This is a genomic window from Glutamicibacter sp. JC586, assembly GCF_009805585.1.
GTDB lineage: Bacteria > Actinomycetota > Actinomycetes > Actinomycetales > Micrococcaceae > Glutamicibacter.
This window is the reverse complement of the sequence record NZ_VHIN01000017.1, coordinates 241,913-259,455: the sequence shown is the minus strand read 5'-3', so window position 1 is coordinate 259,455 and position 17,543 is coordinate 241,913. Positions and strand designations below refer to the sequence as shown.

Annotated in this window: 7 protein-coding genes; 4 read left to right on the top strand and 3 right to left on the bottom strand. The window is 55.1% G+C overall.

Annotated features, from left to right (window positions below; translation table 11 throughout):
- Positions 1 to 50 precede the first annotated feature (50 nt).
- From FJV47_RS13100 to FJV47_RS13090, 3 genes are all read right to left on the bottom strand, one after another.
- Complete coding sequence (locus tag FJV47_RS13100) at positions 51 to 4,394, bottom strand: FtsK/SpoIIIE domain-containing protein (RefSeq protein ID WP_159613737.1); 4,344 nt, start codon at positions 4,392 to 4,394, stop codon at positions 51 to 53.
- Between the two features lie 81 nt (positions 4,395 to 4,475).
- Complete coding sequence (locus tag FJV47_RS13095; protein WP_159613735.1) at positions 4,476 to 5,789, bottom strand: ABC transporter substrate-binding protein; 1,314 nt, start codon at positions 5,787 to 5,789, stop codon at positions 4,476 to 4,478.
- Positions 5,789 to 8,998 carry a hypothetical protein gene (locus FJV47_RS13090; protein ID WP_159613733.1) on the bottom strand — a complete coding sequence of 1,070 codons (3,210 nt, stop codon included), beginning with the start codon at positions 8,996 to 8,998 and terminating at the stop codon, positions 5,789 to 5,791. Before FJV47_RS13090 ends, FJV47_RS13095 begins: the two co-directional genes overlap by 1 nt.
- A 376-nt stretch (positions 8,999 to 9,374) precedes the next feature.
- On the opposite strand from FJV47_RS13090, the gene FJV47_RS13085 reads away from it, so the two are divergent.
- From FJV47_RS13085 to FJV47_RS13070, 4 genes are all read left to right on the top strand, one after another.
- Positions 9,375 to 9,659 (top strand): pyrophosphorylase, encoded by a 285-nt coding sequence (locus tag FJV47_RS13085; protein WP_159613731.1) that lies wholly within the window; start codon positions 9,375 to 9,377, stop codon positions 9,657 to 9,659.
- A 122-nt stretch (positions 9,660 to 9,781) separates the two neighbouring features.
- Entirely contained in the window at positions 9,782 to 15,544 is a 5,763-nt protein-coding gene (locus FJV47_RS13080) for a DUF6531 domain-containing protein (RefSeq protein WP_159613729.1), read from the top strand.
- Positions 15,545 to 15,574: 30 nt separating this feature from the next.
- Positions 15,575 to 16,012, top strand: coding sequence for a hypothetical protein (locus tag FJV47_RS13075; protein WP_159613727.1), 438 nt, complete (start codon positions 15,575 to 15,577; stop codon positions 16,010 to 16,012).
- A gap of 121 nt (positions 16,013 to 16,133) precedes the next feature.
- Complete coding sequence (locus FJV47_RS13070) at positions 16,134 to 17,543, top strand: RHS repeat-associated core domain-containing protein (RefSeq protein WP_235026461.1); 1,410 nt, start codon at positions 16,134 to 16,136, stop codon at positions 17,541 to 17,543.

The following is a 17,543-nucleotide window of genomic DNA, read 5'->3' as shown; positions in this document are numbered from 1 at the left end:
TTCCTTATCTGTGTCGGCGATAGACCAGCCATCCCGACCTACCTGACTTCTTACAAAAACTGATGGTCAGTAGTAGCGCCTTTGTGCTCGGGGGCGGAAGGGCTAATACTCTGAATCAAGGTGATATGTCCGCCGGAATGCGCGTAGCCGCGTCCTGGCGTTAGCGCCACGGGTGTCTTACCCGGCATATCAATGCCAAAAATTGGCTGATCCTTATACGGATCCGGTTGCAAGAGGACACCGGTTCCGTAACTGCGCAGGATCTTCTGCCAGCTATAGAGGCTCCTGAGCTCTGCACTGCGACCAGCAGCGATAACGCATACTCCTTCGGGACCGCTCTTGAGCAAGTTTTCTATGGCGGAGCCCTGGTCATCGAGTTTCTCGACGTCGTCAATCAACAAGAACCGAGGCCCGTCGAGGAACAACAGATCATTGACAAAGCCACTGATATCACCGTTAGTAGCGCAGACTTTATCAAGTCCAGCTGCGCTTAGTGGGGAGCGTTTATCGCAGATCGCCCAGACTTCAGGATGCTGTAAACCGCCGACCGGTACTTCTTGGAGCAGCTGTGCCAGTGCCATCAGCAACGTCGACTTGCCTGATCGTGCAGGTCCACCAATGAGCACATGTTCCTGCGGATAAATCTCAAGGAAGACCGGCGACAGGTCACTCTCGGATATGCCTACGGGAATCTTCCACGGTTCCCCGGTGAGGGATGGAACAGCGCCTAGTTGCGCGGGCGTTAGTTCCGTAGGCAGGTTGCGAATCACTGGCGGTCGCGCCGGACGGTGCCCCCAACGTTCGTCGATCAGTGCTACCGCGTCTGAAAGATCAGCATTGACGGAGGCAACATGCATCTGGAGCAATTCATTAATACTTACACAACGACCCGGCACGGGAGCCGGGACATTGCCCTTCTTAATGCCTAGCGCGCTGTACTCATGGTAGTCAGAGAGCTTAAAAACCCACTTCTGAGTCGTAATAGCGTTCATCGCGGTCGGAACACGATTATTAATCGAGCTAGTTACAGCGAAGTGCAGGCCAAGTGCTGGCCCCTCAGCGTAGGCGCGCATGAATTGTTCCATGAGGGAACCGGCCGAACCATAAGCATCAAATTCTTCGCGGAGAGCTACAAAGCCATCTACTAGGATGACGGTTTTCTTGCGACGGCGTGGATCGGCCTTCCGCGCGGAAAGCTCATTGCCTACAAAGCGCAAGAAGCGTGCCTGACGTTCCTTGCTTCCTTGGTCAGTTCCGACATAGGCCAGCGTGTGTGGCAAATGAGCTAGTGGCCGCAATGCACCTGCGCCTAGATCCAACACCATCAGATCAAGCTCATCCGGGTCCACGTTCAGTGCGGCAGTTAATGCCAGTGAACACAGCGTGGTACTGGTGCCCGAACCAGGTATACCAACTAACAGGAGGTTACCTTCGCGAAGATTCCAGCCGGTTGCAGTTTGCCGCTGCAGCTGTGGTTCATCGCGTAAAGCGACTTTGAGGATGTCGTCTTCGAAACCGCCGGCGGTGTGGATGGCCTCGACACCCGTTCCGGAGACGGACTCGAATCCTTGCAACTCCACCCGTTGGCCCAGAGCCTCTGGCCAGACGAATCGTGGTTTTTTCAGGCCCAGCTCATCATTGGCTTCATTGATGGCTTCAATGAGCAAATCAAGATCGCTGTCTTGGCTGAGCACCGTGTTGGTGTTCACCGGCGTGGTTCCGGCTGATCCGAAGTGTCCGGGTTCGAGGGCCTGAAGGGTAGGACCACTGCTAATCACTGCACGGCCCGTCACGAGCGCAGTCTGTACTGCGGTGATGTCGTCCTGCCCCAGTTTTACGTAGCTGCGTCCCATCTGCTTGCGGCTAATGCTGGCCGCTGCGGGGACACCAATAACGTTGTTGGAGTCTTCTCGAGACTGCACTCGAAGGGCGACGCGCAAGTTGGTATTGGCAAGAATATCCTCGGTGACGACACCGGCCGGGCGCTGGGTAGCGAGAATCATGTGCACGCCGAGGGTACGTCCCACAGCGCCAACTGAAACCAGCGACTTAAGAACGTCAGGGAATTCTTTGGCCAACATGGCAAATTCGTCGATGACCAGAAGCAACCGTGGCATAGGTTCTTCAGGGTCGGTCTTGAGATAGGCATCAAGATTATCGATGTCTTCACCAGCTGCAGCGAAAAGGCGCTGGCGGCGTTCCATCTCTGCCTCTAAGGACTCCAGAGCACGAGTGGCGAGCTGTTCATCAAGATTGGAAATGGTGCCAATGGTGTGGGGGAGCGCCTCACAAGCGGCGAAGGCGGCACCGCCTTTAAAATCCACCAAGATGAAGTTGAGTTTGTCCGGGGCGTTGCGCGCTGCCAATCCAGCGACCATCGATCGCAAGAATTCGCTTTTACCTGAACCGGTGGTACCGCCGACGAGCCCATGGGGCCCATCCTTGACCAGGTCCAAGGACATGATCCCCGCTTCGCTGATTCCGATGGGAGTTTCGAAACCCTTGGATGAAGCCCAAAGTTTCCTAATTTGTCCTGCATTGATCTGTTGCAGACCCAGCAGATCAGGAAGCTTGGCTAGAGATGGCAGGCCGGCGCCGGGGACAACTAGTTCAGGGTCGTCAAAGCGAGCGAGATCTTGGGCGGCGTGCTCGGCGCAGGCTTCGCTAAGCCCACTAATGGTGACGTTGTCAACGCTTTGCTGGGCATGGCGTTGTTCCACGGTCGCTTCGGCATCGTCACGAACATGGATGACCGTATTACAAGCCGCAGGTAAATAATGCTCTTCGGTGGCAATGACGATACCTGAGATCTTGTGCATTGCCGGGCCGGGAGACTTGTAGCCGGTCTCCACCGAACGGCCATGACCCAACAGGGATCGAGCCGGAGCGTCTCGGCCTTCGGTCAGGACTTCTGAATCCACCACCATGAGGGTCAAGCCAGGAATGGTCGCGTCAGTCGCAGCCTTTAGGTCTTTGAGAAGTGCCTTGCTACGTTCATTCTGGTCCGAGAGCCACAGTTCTTGATCGTTACTGCCGTGGCGCCGGGTATGGGGCAACCAGGAAGTAAATCCCCAGCTATCTGCCCGACCCCGGTCGCAGAAGACAGCTATGCGAAGGTCGGCTGGACCGATGTGGGTTGCGGCTTGAACGACCAGGCTTCGAGCTAGTGCTAGTGCCCCTTGACGGTTACCAACGATGCCCACGACACCAGCGTTGGAAAGGTCAGCAATAACCGGGGCAGCCGCTAGTTTGTTGGCCTCGTAAATTGCGCGGGCCTCTTTGTCTAGACGTGACACATTAGTACCCCTAGGCAATTCAGGCTTCCAATAGTTCTCACCGGTACCGGCGTTTAGCGCCAAGACTTCTTCATCCTGAGCTCGTCGTTGCCACAGTCGTGTGGTTGGGAATCGAGCGGTGCGCATAACAACCGTGGTATCGGGAACCCATTCGCGTAAGCGGGCGGCTTCCTGTGCAGAGGTTTGTGCCAGTTGATCTTTGAATTCCAGGAGAGCTTGGGAGAATCGAGCTTCTTCTTCGGCGAGATTCTTTTTGTGCCTTCTCTTCTGCTCAAACCACATGCCGATGGCCATCACGGGACTTAACAGTGCAAACAGTGCGTAACGTGCGTTGCCCATCATCATGACCATGGCACCGGCCATGAGCAAGGGAGCGATGACGGTGACGTAGCTGAACTTTGACGCAGGGGGTACGGTCTTGCGCTCCGGGACGGTAGCTGGAGGATGCTCAGCTGGTCGGCCAGGTCGAGGGGGCCGGTTAAAAGGCGCAGTATGGGAGGAAGTGAGATTGTGTAACGAACCAGGTTTTGGAGCCTTATGCTCACTAAAATCTGGCCTGAGTAGGATGCTGACGCCACCGACTGTGATAATTGCGGTGTCCGAGATTAGTGTGCCGTCTTCATCGGAAGGTACCGTCTCACCGTTAACGAACGTTCCGTTCGTAGATTCTGAGTCACGAATTCGGACCGCAGACCCAGACTGGTCATCATTTTCAACTTCGAATGAGGCGTGCTCCCATGAAGCGCTTTGCGTTTCTAGTCGGATGTCTGCATGAGGGGAACGGCCCAAAAGTACCCGACGATGCCTAGGAAGCTCAATAATCTCACCACTGCTCAGCCCGCCAGAAATTGAAGCGGTCCATCCAGAGAAGTCAGCTGCCATGGTGTTGGGGCGGCTGCTAATGACACTGCCTTCGAGCAACTTCACCTCATTCAGCGGGGCGTCCAATTCAGTGCGAGTGTCATCAATGTAAATGTCTGCGGCTAAAGTGTCCGCTAGACCAACTTTGATAAGTAAGTCTTGCAGTGTCGTCGAATCATCGGCTGCGTGAATATCACGGATCATCCGCTGACCGTCAAAGTCGAATGCGATACGCATGTGGGTTAGCCCCTCCTTGAAGAATCCGACGCAACCGGAAGCAGCCGTATAGCAACTGCTTCTTGCAATTAGGTAAGTGCCCTAGCCATCAGTGCGGACGGCGAACCATTGCTGTGCCGAACCGTCGGTGCTGTTCACTGTGCGCAACCCCAAATCTTGATTGCTCAACCGCAGCTCTTGTGGTTGGTCAGTGAAAGCTTCGCTGGTGTCAAAATCCAAAGTGCCATGGGCTAGCCCCTCACCGGTATCCAGTGACAGTCCGCGCAGGTTCTTGGCGACTTTTTGCGGTTGGGTGCTGTGCGCGTCCTCGATGGCACGAACCAAGGCAACTACCGCATCATGTGCTCGTGAATCCGCTACCGGGGCCACGTCAGCAAAAGGGCGGTCCCCAGCCAGGCTCAGGGTCTCTTCATTGCTAGCCATCTGTTGCAATACGGCCAGATAGCTGTTCATGGCTTGACCCGAAGCACCAGCGTCGAGCGCGGCATCATCAAAACTTTGACTTCCCACCGTGGCCAGCTCGTTGGACAAGCTGGCGTTTTCTGCAACCATGCTCGTAGCAAAGACCGGGCTAGTGGCCTCGGACGACAGCGCGATAGGAAGATCGACTTTGGCCTTTTGCAATGCCGTCACCAACTGTGCCTGCCGGCGGGCAGTGCCATTGATTACCACAGCATCAATTGGGAAACTCCGCTCCGCCGCTGCCAAGGACTTTAGTGCTTTGGCCAGTTCGCCCAAGTCCTCAGAGGAGCCAACCTCGCGTACCTGACCAGCGGTCAAACCATCCAGCGGCTGACCGCCAGCGTTAAGCAGCATTGGGTTGGTAGCTGGCTGAACTACGTGGTTCAGCTTGTTGGCAACTGCAGCATTACTTGCAGTCGTGCGGTAAACATCAGAGTACTGATCTATGGAGCCGGTGTAGTACGGCAGAACCACAGGAATGCCGGATTTTTGCGCTTCATCGAGTGCGGCTGAAACATGCTCTCCTGAAGACGCGATGATGATCCCGGACACATTTGAGTTTTTCAGCTCTTCCACTGCTTCACGCGCGCCCTCGTCGGTGCCACGGTCATCGCGTGTTTCCACCGAAACAGCCGTTCCGCCCAATTCAAATCTCTTGGCTGCGACTAATGCCCCGTTCGCGGCGTCTTTCCATTCAGAACCTGCGGAGTCGCCATAGGATACGACCAGCCCGATGGACGCATCCTTTGGAACTCTGGATGCTTCCAGCGCCAAGGTAATCGGTGCAGCTGATATCGGTTCCTGCCGTTGTGATGGTCGGAAGAGAGCACTGCCAGCGACAACCAGACCAATGACAATGAGGAATGCCGCGCCAAGAATCAACTTTGCTTTCGGAGAGGTACGCGAGGACTTTTTCTTGTGCTGTCTTTCCATTAGGAAGTGCCCTCCACGTGGAACGAATACAAGGTGGTGCTTTCTGCCCCTTGCGGAACGTCGATTCCGAAGGCGGGCAGTTCGCTTGTCGCTTGCATGGAGGCTTTTACCTGGGCTTGTCGGTGCAAGATAGCGGAAACGTCTTCTTCCCGCAGGTTTGCGTACTCCTCGGCGGTTTTGCTTGCCAGCGCAAGTTGGTAGTCAGCAGTTTCTGACAACGCTGCGCTGGTGCTTAACGACCCCAGGAGTCCCGAACCATTAACCTTGCGGTTACCCAAGTCCAAGATCACCTTGTTCAATGAAGCAGATAATTGCGCTTTAGCACCTTCCATGTCACGAGCTGACTGACCGGAGGACTGAGCGATGGCTTCTAACGCGCTAGCTGTCTGGTCGTCCATGCCGGTGCCCAGTGCTTCTGCCTGCCTTTGCAATTCGGCACGTTGCTGTTCAACGTTTTTCTTGACGCCGTTTTCAACGTCGTCAGAAGTGGCCAGCAGGCCGGCAACGGACTGGTCAAATGCCTTGATTACTGCCTCGCGACTGAGATTACCTTGATCAGAAATGACCCGGACTTGATCGTTGATGAGTTGCGCGGCGCTCGCCGATGAATCGAGGGCAGCCTTTGAGAAGGCTTCGCGAATCCGATCTTCGAGGGCCTTCTGCTGCAGATCTAGTTCAGAGAGGCTTTCGCCGAGTTTGGTATTGGCCTCAAGAGTCGTTGTAAATTCCTTCTCAAGCTTCTCCACGGCAGGAGAGGGGGCTGGAGAGCCCGAAGCATCAGCGTTGTTCAGCTCGTCGAGTTGTTTGCTCAGTTCATCAAGCTGTTGAGAAAGATCCTTGAGGTTTTTGCCTGCGCCATCGTTCTGGCTTGAAGTGTCGGTCGCTTCAAGAACAGTGCTCCAATCTTCAGACTGGCGGCTGAGCTGCACGTCCATGGGCACCTTGTCGGCAGGATCCTGATCATCTTCGGGAACTTTGCCGGTTGGTAATGCCGATTCTGATGGTTCTGGTGAGCTGGTCGGAGAAGGATCTTCAGGGATATTTCCTGTTGGTAGTGGTCCGTCAGGTGATTGTGTTGCCTTGGTAGGTGAAGGCTGTTCCTCCGGAATGTTGGCAGTGGGAAGGGCTGACTCGGAAGTATCTTCAGACGGGGCTGGTTTGGAATGTACCCATGCCGCTGGCTCAGCGACGTCGAGCTGCTTGTCCGAGGGGGTAGGGGAAGCCGAGGGCGAAGTCGAAGGGGTAGACGTTGCGCTTGGCGACGGAGTAGCGGTAGGTGTCTGTGAAGGAGTACTGCTGTCTTGTTCTAGCGGTACCTGAGTCGGGGTCAAAGGCGATGGAACAACATCCTCAGAGGGTGTTGGCTGAGGTGAATACTCGGGTACTTCCGACTCGGATGGTGTAACTGTGGCGCTCGGAACAACGGGCAAGTCTTTGAGGCAATCGGCATCCTGCGTCAGATGATCCAGAAGCTTTTTTGCCTCTTGCGCTGAGAGTCCACCTTCGTGATCGGGCTTCTGCGCCAAAGCACAGATCTGGTCAATCAGTTCTTTGTTCTGTCCCTGCATTGAATTGGTCTTCTCAACCGCTCCGATGCGTTCAATGTTCTTCTCAGCGAGTGCGTGAAGCTTATCTAATGATTCGGTCATTGTTGATAGCTGCGCCTGCGACAAGTCGACCGAATCTTTTAGGGTTTCGAGATCTTCGGGCTTGATCTTTTCGTCTTCTTGTTTGCGCAGTGCGTCGAGGTCCTTTGCGGACTCTTCCAAGGACTTGGTCAAGTCCTTATGGAGTCCCGTGGTGTTGCCGATGAGCTCTGGCTGAAGATCAGCGATTAGTTTGTCTCCGTTGACGACCAGGCCGATGAGTTCTTCTGTGATTTTTATTGAGGAATCACGGAAAGCACATGTCATCGATGGTTCGGTGCAGTTCTGCTCAGTTGGTTCAGCCGGACCGATGGAATTTGCCAAGGTCTGTGAAAGGGAATCTCGGCAAGCAGACGTTGCCTGGGCATAACCGTCGAGTTGTGATGAGATCTGGGTCAGGCTGGAGTAAACACTGTATCCAGCATCAGAGCTATGGACATTTGCGCCGCAGGTTTCACCTGAGGACTGCATGGCACGCGATGGTGCAGAGGTATCTCCGAGCATGGAATCCATGGCAGAGACAACTTGTATGAGTTGCTCATTCGTGGCCTTGTTGGCGGCCTCAGTATTGGCAGTGAGGTCATCACTAAGCTGCTCGACTTGGTCGTGTACACCTTCCATGGTTTTGGTTAACGACTCACTGTTAGTCTTGAGGCTCTTAGCGGCGTCTACGCCAAGAGTGCCTGAAGCTGTATCTAGGTTGTCGCGAACGTCAGTCATCGTCTTGCCTGCTCGCGCCAGCACATCATTGACGGACATAACTAGAGAGATAGTTCGCTCTTGCATTTCCAATTCGGTTGAACTGTTGCTTTTTACTCCAGCTGTGAGTGCCCCCGCTGCGGACGGGTCAGTATTCATGCCAGGTTGCACAGCGATATCAAAGTTTGGAACTTCAAAATTCTCCACATCAGCAGATAGCCGCAGTGTTGTTTGAGCTGGCGAAACTGGTGGTGCGAGAAGGGTCGCCCATTGAACGACAGTCGCCGGGGACTGTCCATCTTTGCTGCTATTTGCAGGAGACGTTGTACGTGTTGAAGTGGAGATTACTCCGTTGGTTCCGGACTCATTCTTATCATCCGTAGGGGCGAGCTGATCAACTCGAATCCCAGGTAATTCAGCGGAGGCCATCACTGTTAATGGTGCGCCTACCAGAGCAGGATCAGTTTTTGATTTGCCTGCTACATCGTATGAGACGTCTTGTGATTTGACTGTTAGGTTTTGAACATTGAGTCTGATTTCGACTTTGCCGGTGTACCCGGAAAGGTCTTGAAGGTTTGTGCCCGTGGACCCATCGTCGGTTCGGTACGTCGTGCTGATCCGGATTGGTAGATCCTTGACGAGCGCAGCGTTCATTTTCTTGTGCTCGCTGGACATCTGTCCGTCTTGGCCCACCAGCACAGCGTCGCTCATGATCTGGGTGATGGAAGCGTCGGGCGCTAGAGATACTTGTACGCCTTGAGAAATGTTTACTGGATCTTTCACTGCAGGCGGCGCTTGAGTGCACCCCGCAACTAGCGCAATGGCTGCAAGGGTGGCTGAACCAAGTAATAGCTGACGCTTCATTCTTCTCCTGATAGACAAACCAGAGTTAGTCTAATGGAACCTCTGTGTTGAATCGAATCTTGTCATATTCTTCCACGGGAGAGACTTAACTTGAAGGTTCAAATAAATTTGCTGAGATCGCTTCCCTACTGAGGGGATTCACGGGAATCCTCCTTGTAGCGATCACATAGCCACTAGTTAATGGCAGATTTGCTGAAAAATGATGTTACAAGTCAATGTAGTGGATGAATTGCGCGACCGAGGATGCTGCGTTAGATTGTAATCAGTCGACCAGTTGGTCGAATAGGTGCCGATCAACATGTCCTAGTGAATTGATAGTTAACAAGGCGTGTTTGTCCGCAATCCATTCGTTAAAATTTGTTAGGAGCTGAGATTCATGCCACCACGCGTGCTATCAACCGAAGAAGCCAAAACTGCCATCACGCAGCTACAGAACATCATCACCGGTGGATTCACCGATCAGATCGACGCACTGGACTCGCAGGGCCGCATCCTGTCTGACCCAAATATCTGGGACGGAAACCTTGCTTCTCAGTTCCGCAACGATACCTGGCCGGAAACCAAGGCAGCCCTAGATAAGGCCCGCACCGAGCTAGAAGAACTGCACCAGCAACTCGGCAAGATCTCGCAGGACATCTTCTCCGCTGGCGGTAACGGCTAGTTCCTGTCTATGACAACGAAGCCACCGGCCCCACCTCAGGTCGCCGGTGGCTTCGCTACGCCTCTGTTCTTCATTTATCTAACGCGACAGTTCAACGTAACTGATCCCCAGGAGTTCCACCCATGGCTATGCACGGCAACGAAGACCTCACTTTTAATTTCAGTACTGCAGAAACAGTTGCTGGTAAATTCCGGTCAGCCGCGCAAAGTGTCAGAGATCAGCACTCGCAACGGAACTCCCTGGTTACTACAGGTAGTGAAGACTTCAAGGGTGGCTTCGCCGATGGGTTCAAATTCAACGCTGAAACCGCGTCATCCGATGCCACCGAACTTGCAACTCAGCTCGACAACGTCGCTGCAGCAGCGGATGACCTGGCGCGGCAAGCTAAAGAAGAGAATGACCGGCGTCGGGTCGCTCGAGAGTACTTCGAGCGCAAGGAATCCTGGGTAGGGAAAGTCGAAGAATTTTTCCATCTTGAGGGCCCTGCACCCACTGGGCCCAGTTCTGCGCCAGTGTCTCAGCCCGCACCAGTAACTCCAAAGGGTATGGCTCGTCAGAGCCCGCTGGAACTAGCCACCGCCTCCAACGGTGTCTCCTCTGGTAACCCAACCAACCTACGCTCATATGCCAGTGGTTCTTCAAGCCTTAACGATGATCTGTCATCTCTTCCCGGAACCCTGAGGACACAACTCACCGACTTCGCCTCCCAATGCAAGTTCGGAACCCTGAATGCCGACGGCGTCATCACTGCATTCAACGACTGGCTATCAGCCAATAAAAACGACGTCACCTGGGCCCGCTCCGTCGCTGATGCTTTCGAAGCCGCCGGTGGCGAAGGAACCGTATCCACCGTCTCCAACGCGTCACTCTTCGCTGCATTGAAAAATGCTGGTGTCGGCGCAACGCGTAGCGATTTGAAAGTCCCTGCCGCCGAGGTCAAAGGTGGCGAAACCACCACCGGTTACGCATCTGATCCGATCAATACCGCGACCGGTAACTTCATCGAACCTGAACTCGACCTCACCTTCGCTGGCGCAGCCCAAGCCTTGCGTGTTGAACGCATGTACAACAGCATCTCGGAAACCAACGGGTCCTTCGGACCCGGCTGGGACAGTATCTTTGATATCCGGCTGAACCTCACTGCTGAAGGTGCTACCTGTGTCATGTCTGACGGCCGCGAGCTCTTCTTCGCTCGTCAAGGAGATGGCTGGGACCGGGCTAACGCGGCTAACTACTGGCTGAACAAATACATTATCAACGGTACGGAACTGCTCGTCGTCGCCGACAATGAGGGCGCCCAATGGGGTTTCAACCACGCTGGAGCTTGGTTGTTCGCTACTCAAGGTGAAGGCACCCGCATTGAGGTGCAACGGGACGAGCGTGCACGCGTTTCCCGATTGGTGCATGAATACGGTCGCTGGGTGAGCATTGAACGTCTCACTACTGACACTGCGGAAAATCAGGGCAATTCAGGCGATCCGGAACAGCGAATCACTTCACTCACTACTAGTGACGGTCGTACAGCGAGCTATGAATATAACTCCGCCGGTCAGTTGACCTCAGTGACCGCAACCGGTGCGGGCACTCGACGCTACGAGTGGAATGCAGCAGGGCTGATCTACAAGGTTATTGATGCTCATGGTGTAGTTGAGGCCGAGAACACCTATGACGAGAAAAACCGCGTCATCACCCAGATCTCCGAGTTCGGCCGCATCACCCGATTCTCCTATCTTCCGGGTTTGGTGACCAGTGTTTCTGACGTGGATGGGTCACGGTCCAACACCTATGTTTCTGATCCTCTGGGACGTTTGATCAGTGTTACTGATGGCCATGATCAAGAGCAACGCATGTCCTACGACGCCCATGGCAACCTACTGAACGCTATTGAGCGTGACGGTGGCGTGACCCGGCATCAGTATGACAGTCGCGGACGCCGAATTCGTACCAAGACCCGCGATAGCGGTGAGCTCACATACGGGTACGACGCCAATGACCGTATTACTACCATGGTAGCCGGCAACGGGGGAACCACCACTTTTGAGTACTCAGACCCAACGGCCGAAGTAGCTGGGGCTGTTGTTGGGGCGACTCGTAACCCGTCGGTCATTATCGACCCCATGGGTGGGCACTCGCAGATGACCTGGAACGATGGTTTACTGACCAAGGTCGTTGACCCGACCGGTGTCACCATCACCCTCGACTATGACGACCACGGTGATCTCACCGCGATCACCAACGCGTACGGTAACGTGGCCACTTTCGAACGAAATGGTGCAGGGCAACTCATTCGGGCCATCAGCCCCTCTGGTGCTGCCACCGTATTTGAATACAACACCGTGGGAAACCTGATTCGCCTCACGGATGCTGAGGGCGGCACCTGGCGGTATGAGTACGGTGAGAACGCCCGCATTAGTGCCAGTATCGACCCGTCTGGTGGACGCACTACCTACGAATATGATCCGGTCCATGGTCACCTAATCTCCACTATCGACCCGCTAGGCCGCGCCACCGAGCAAGCCTACGATGACCTCGGACGCGTCGAGGCAGTCACGCTAGCCAACGGAGCACGCTGGTCTTTTGAGCATGATCTGCTCTCCCAGCTGAGGTCTGTAACTGACCCGCTGGGTGGGGTATGGCGTAACGAATACAGTGTCAACGGGGACCTGACTGCCACTGTGGACCCGACCGGAGTGCGCGAATCAGCATCCATTGACCAGAAGACAAAAACACTGACCGTCGCTGATGCGTTCAGCAAAGAAACCATCAAGTTTGATGAGTTCGGGCGCCCAGTACAGTCTGTGGCCCCTGATGGTTCGGCGGAAGTTATGGTCTACGACCTCGCTGGACGTGTTGTTGAATTTTTGGACGGCGAAGGGCACCTCACCAAGTTCACCTATGATCTCGCTGGCCGCATGGTCCAAGAGATCTCGCCCAGCGGGGCCGTATCCCGGTACGAGTATGATGCTGCCGGGCGTCCGAGTGTGATGACTGATCCGTCCGGTGCCCAAGTGCGGTTGGAATATAACGAGGATTCCCTCGTTATTGCACGCCACTACGCCAGCAGCGCGGAGGCGTCTGAAGATCAGTGGCAGTCGGAGTACACGTTCTATGACAAGGTTGGCCGGGTCATCGCCCAAGGCGCGGCACGCTTCGAGTACGACGCGTGCGGCCGCTTGACCGGGTTGCAGGACCCGATCCACGGCACCCGCCACTTCCAGTACGATGCAGCAGGCCAGTTGACTGCGGTGGCGAACGGTGTGGGCGGGGTGACCCGCTACGAATACGACGTCACCGGCAATCTGATCACGACGATTGACCCGTTGGGCAATGTCTCATCACGGGAATACGATGACGCCGGCCGCCTGATCGCGGAGATTGACCCGCTGGGACGAAAGACTTGTGCTGGTTATGATGCGGCGGGTCGTTTGATCTGGCAGCGCACCGGGGACGAGCAAGAGTTGCGGTGGACCTATGACCGGGCAGGCCAGCTGAAAACCGTGGGGACTCCGACGCGTGTGTTGGCTGAGTATGCTCGTGATGCCGCCCGCAGGTGCGTGAGCATTACTGACCACACCAGGAGTGCTGGTGTTCCGGTGGAGCACGTGCTGCGGTTTGACGGGGTCGGCAACCTGCTCTCGCATACTCGTGATGGCCAGGGCCCGTCGTGGGCGTATGACAGTGAGGGTCGGGTTGTGTCGGTCACTGACCCGACCGGCATCACCGTGTCCTATGGCCATGACCTAGTAGGTCGAGTGACCGTGGTAGAACACCCGGTGTTCGGGCAAATTGTTTACACCTATGACCATGAAGGGCAGCTGGTTTCTACTGCTGCTCAGCCGAAAGATGCTTTGGATCAGGCGGTGACCCAGTCGTGGGAGTACGCCTTTGGTGCTGTTAGTCGTCATGAGGTTTCTGGTGGTGGCCAGGCACCGGTGGTGACCACGATTGCTCGTGATGATCTGGGACGTATCGCCAGCGTTCAGTCCTCTAACGGGGTGAACGCCCAGTACGCTTTTGATGGTGCGCACCAGTTGGTGGGCGTCTATGAGGTGACCGGTAGCGACAGTGCATATTCTTCAGAAGAAAACTCCACAGGAGCGGCTTCTGCAACCAGCACGCCGGCAACCAATACGCCTGCGACGGTGTTGAGTTCTGAGTGGGTGTATGACACTGCTGGCCGCCTGATTCGTGAAACCGACGGCGGAAGGACGACTGAGTATGTCTATGATGCTGCGAGCCAGCTACTCTCCCGCACCACCACCAGCCCTGGCGGAACAGTAGAAACCGTCGCTTACGCTTACGACGGGGCGGGGCGGCGTATCAGCGAACGTTCTGACTCTTCGGAGCGCGTCTTCTCATGGGCCGCCACGGGCCGGTTAAATAGCATCACCACCACCGTCTTGGATCCTGCCACCGGCGCCCCCGCTGGTGAACCGGTGACACAGGAGTTGTGGGTTGACGCGCTGGGTGACCTCGCCCAGATTGATGGTGCTGATTTGTGGTGGGATACCACCGCAACCACCCCAGAGTTGCTGGCTGTTGGCGGGGTCTCGGTGACTCACGCACCGGCAGGCAACACCATCGTCGATGGACACGTGTCGGTTGCTGGTTGGCGTAGCGCGCACCCTTCGCATCCCGCAACTCCGTGGTCGCAGAACGCTGTACCCGGGCTCCCCTCAACTCCTGGAACCGGAATGGGGACGGGCACTGGTATCACGGGTATCCCTGGGTTGCCGGAACATGTTCAACTCACTGGTAACGGGCAGCTGAACGTCCAGGGGTTGGACTGGCTCGGCGCACGCCTGTATGACCCATCAACCCGTGGATTCCTGAGCACTGACCCGTTGGAACCAACCACCGGTGCTGGTTGGGCATCAAACCCATACTCCTACGCAGGTAACGACCCCGTCCATCAGATCGACCCACTCGGGTTGTCTCCAGTGAGCACAGAAGAACTCAAAGCTTATTCGGAAGCGCGGCAAGGTCAGAGCCTTTGGAACCAGGTAAGATCTGGCGCGGCTTCGGTCGGGCATGCGATCAGCGACAGCTTTGTCGGGGACGCAGTTCGCGCAACCGGTAACTGGATAGAGAAACATCCATACATCGCAGGCACTGCTCTCATGGTTGGTGGCGCAGCATTGATGTTCACCGGCGTGGGTGGACCTGTGGGACTGGTAATGATGGGCGCAGTCACTGGCGGGATGACCTCAGCCGGGGCATCACTTGTCGCTCAACAAGCGACAACAGGAAAAGTTGACATGAAAAAGGTCGGAAACGACGCGTTGATAGGAGCTGCTGGTGGCGCGGCATCAGGTGGCATCGCCGCAATCGCTGCCAAGGGGGCAAGCGCATCAATTGGTGCAATAAGATCGGGGTCCTCGCAATTCGTTCACAAGGCTGGACAAAAACTACTGAGCCGGCCCGTGGCCCGCGGAGTCATCTCCGCAGGAGGAGGCGGCGCCGCTAGCAATGCTACAGCTTTGTATAGGGATGGTGAGCCAAACACATGGTCGGACTACGTACTTCAGACGGGGCTTGGGTTCGGCCTTGGTGCGGTCAGCGCCGGTGGCGTAGGCTTGGCTTCTTCGAAAGTTTCTGGAATTATTTCGCGCAAACTACCTAAATTATCCGTGCCGTTCACACGCGGACGTCATTCAACTCACGGCCGACGTGCAGACCCGTTGGTAAGATTTAATTGGGCCGGGTTCTCCGGAGAACAACTTACTGATCGTTTTGCGGGTGCAGGAATTGGCTATGGATATACACGCTTAACAAGCGAGCCTGCTGACAAGGGTCAAGATGATTCGGTCGAAACAGAAGGTATTAACTCTGCGTTGCAAGGGTTCGCGCGTGGTTCGTCTGGAACCATTTCGGGGCGCCACTAGTAGAAGGGAAGGTTCAAGTTGAGAACCTTCATGTCCAACGTCAAAGATTTTGCAAAAAATTTATACCGGTTACTACAAATCGTTTGGAAAAAAGCAGGCGATGCAATAGTAATGACAGCATTTATGGCTCTAGCTATTTTCATGACTCTTTATCTGCTGAACCCATGGCTGAATACTTTGGACCGACGTGGGTGGCAGTGTGAAGTTGAGTCTGCGCAAGTCGTTAGCGGTGGTGATGGTTTCCGGACCGGAGGCGCGGCGCCCCACATAGTTGTAAAGACCAAGAATTGTGGCCGGATCAATGTTGACGGTAAAACCGTAGACCCGGATCGACCTGAACTTGCAGCGGCCAAGTTTAAATCGGGCAGTCAATGGATCTTTGAGATCGGCTGGTATTCGAGATACATCGGAATGCCGATAGAACGTCGTTCGCCCAGCTCACAGGAATACCACAAGTTGAACGAATAAGTTCAGTAGTGAGTTGCATTTTAGTCGGGTATGACTAGGTAGTTAGGCCTTTCAGCGGTGCCCGGTCTGTCAGGGTTGAGCGAGATCGGTCATTCATAGCAACACCCCACCCGGACAGACAGTGAGGTTGCTGGAACATGTCCAGCTCACCGGTAACGGGCAGCTGAACGTCCAGGGTTTGGACTGGTTGGGCGCACGATTGTATGACCCATCAACCCGTGGATTCTTGAGCACTGATCCGTTGGAACCAACCACCGGTGCTGGTTGGGCATCAAACCCATATTCGTACGCGGGTAATGAACCGATCCATCAAATCGACCCACTCGGCTTGTCTCCAGTGAGCGCTGAAGAGCTCAAAGCTTATTCGGATTCGCAGCAGGGTTGGTTGAATAAGACTGGGCATTGGGTTGGCGAGCATTGGGAAGTGATTGCTGGCGTTGGCTTAGCGGTGGTTGGTGTTGCTTTGACTTGTACTGGTGTTGGTGGGCCAGCGGGTATCGCGCTTATGGCAGCTTCCGGTGCAATGATCGGTGGTGGCGTTTCTATGGCCAGCCAGGAGCTCATGACGGGGGCGACTGACTGGTCAATGGTAGGAAAAGATGCATTGGTCGGGGCCATTACGGTTCCTCTTATGAAATTCGGGCCCAAGCCGTTATCAATGCTGACAGGTCGCGTGGCTAACGTTGGCAAAAAGGCATTCGGCGGTGTTACTAACGCAGCGAAAAATCTAGCTTCCAGAATTCCAGGAGTAGTTCAGAAAGCCAAGGGAGCAATGAATGGAGCACGGCAAAGCATCAGCACTCAGGCTCAGATTCTGAAGGCAAAAGCTGCAACAACCTATCGTGATATTGCCACATTTGCTAAATCAGAGCTCAGACACGCGAGGAACGGCGCTGGCTACATCAAGAACGACATCACTAGACACTATCGTGCGCTATCAAGCCAGGCGAGATCCCGTGCGCAGTTGGTTACCAATCGCGTGAAGACTGGTACCTCCAATTTCTATAAGGAAAACTGGACGGACATGTGGAAGAGCAGTGTAGTCAATTCCCAAGTCGAAGGGGTCGGAAACTTAGGGTGGTCCTACATCACTGACGATAGGAGCCAACCTGGAAGCGGATTCACGTTCAGAGAAGGTTTAGGAGCCTACGCAGGAGGTTTTGTTGCCGGCGGTTTAAGTGGATTGGGTCCACTCGCGAAGGTGGTTCCTGAACGATTCGCTGGCATATCCAAGGTAGCGCCGTATGGGCTCAGCATTGGTGGGGGGGGCGAAGCTGGTCTGTACACGGAGAACGGCATCACAGGCGAGGATGTTTCGATTGCGGATCATTTCTGGACAGTAGGCGGAAGTGCCGCAATGACCCACTTCCCGGGTCCCAAGGTGGATGACCCAACACTTTCGCCAAGCCAACAACATCTTTCTCCTTCATTGATTGAATATGGGGGCTATGGCTTCGGTGCTAAGATGGCGAGCGCAAATGTTGATGCTGCTAGATTCATACAAGAGCAATTGACGGAGCAAGAAGAGTGA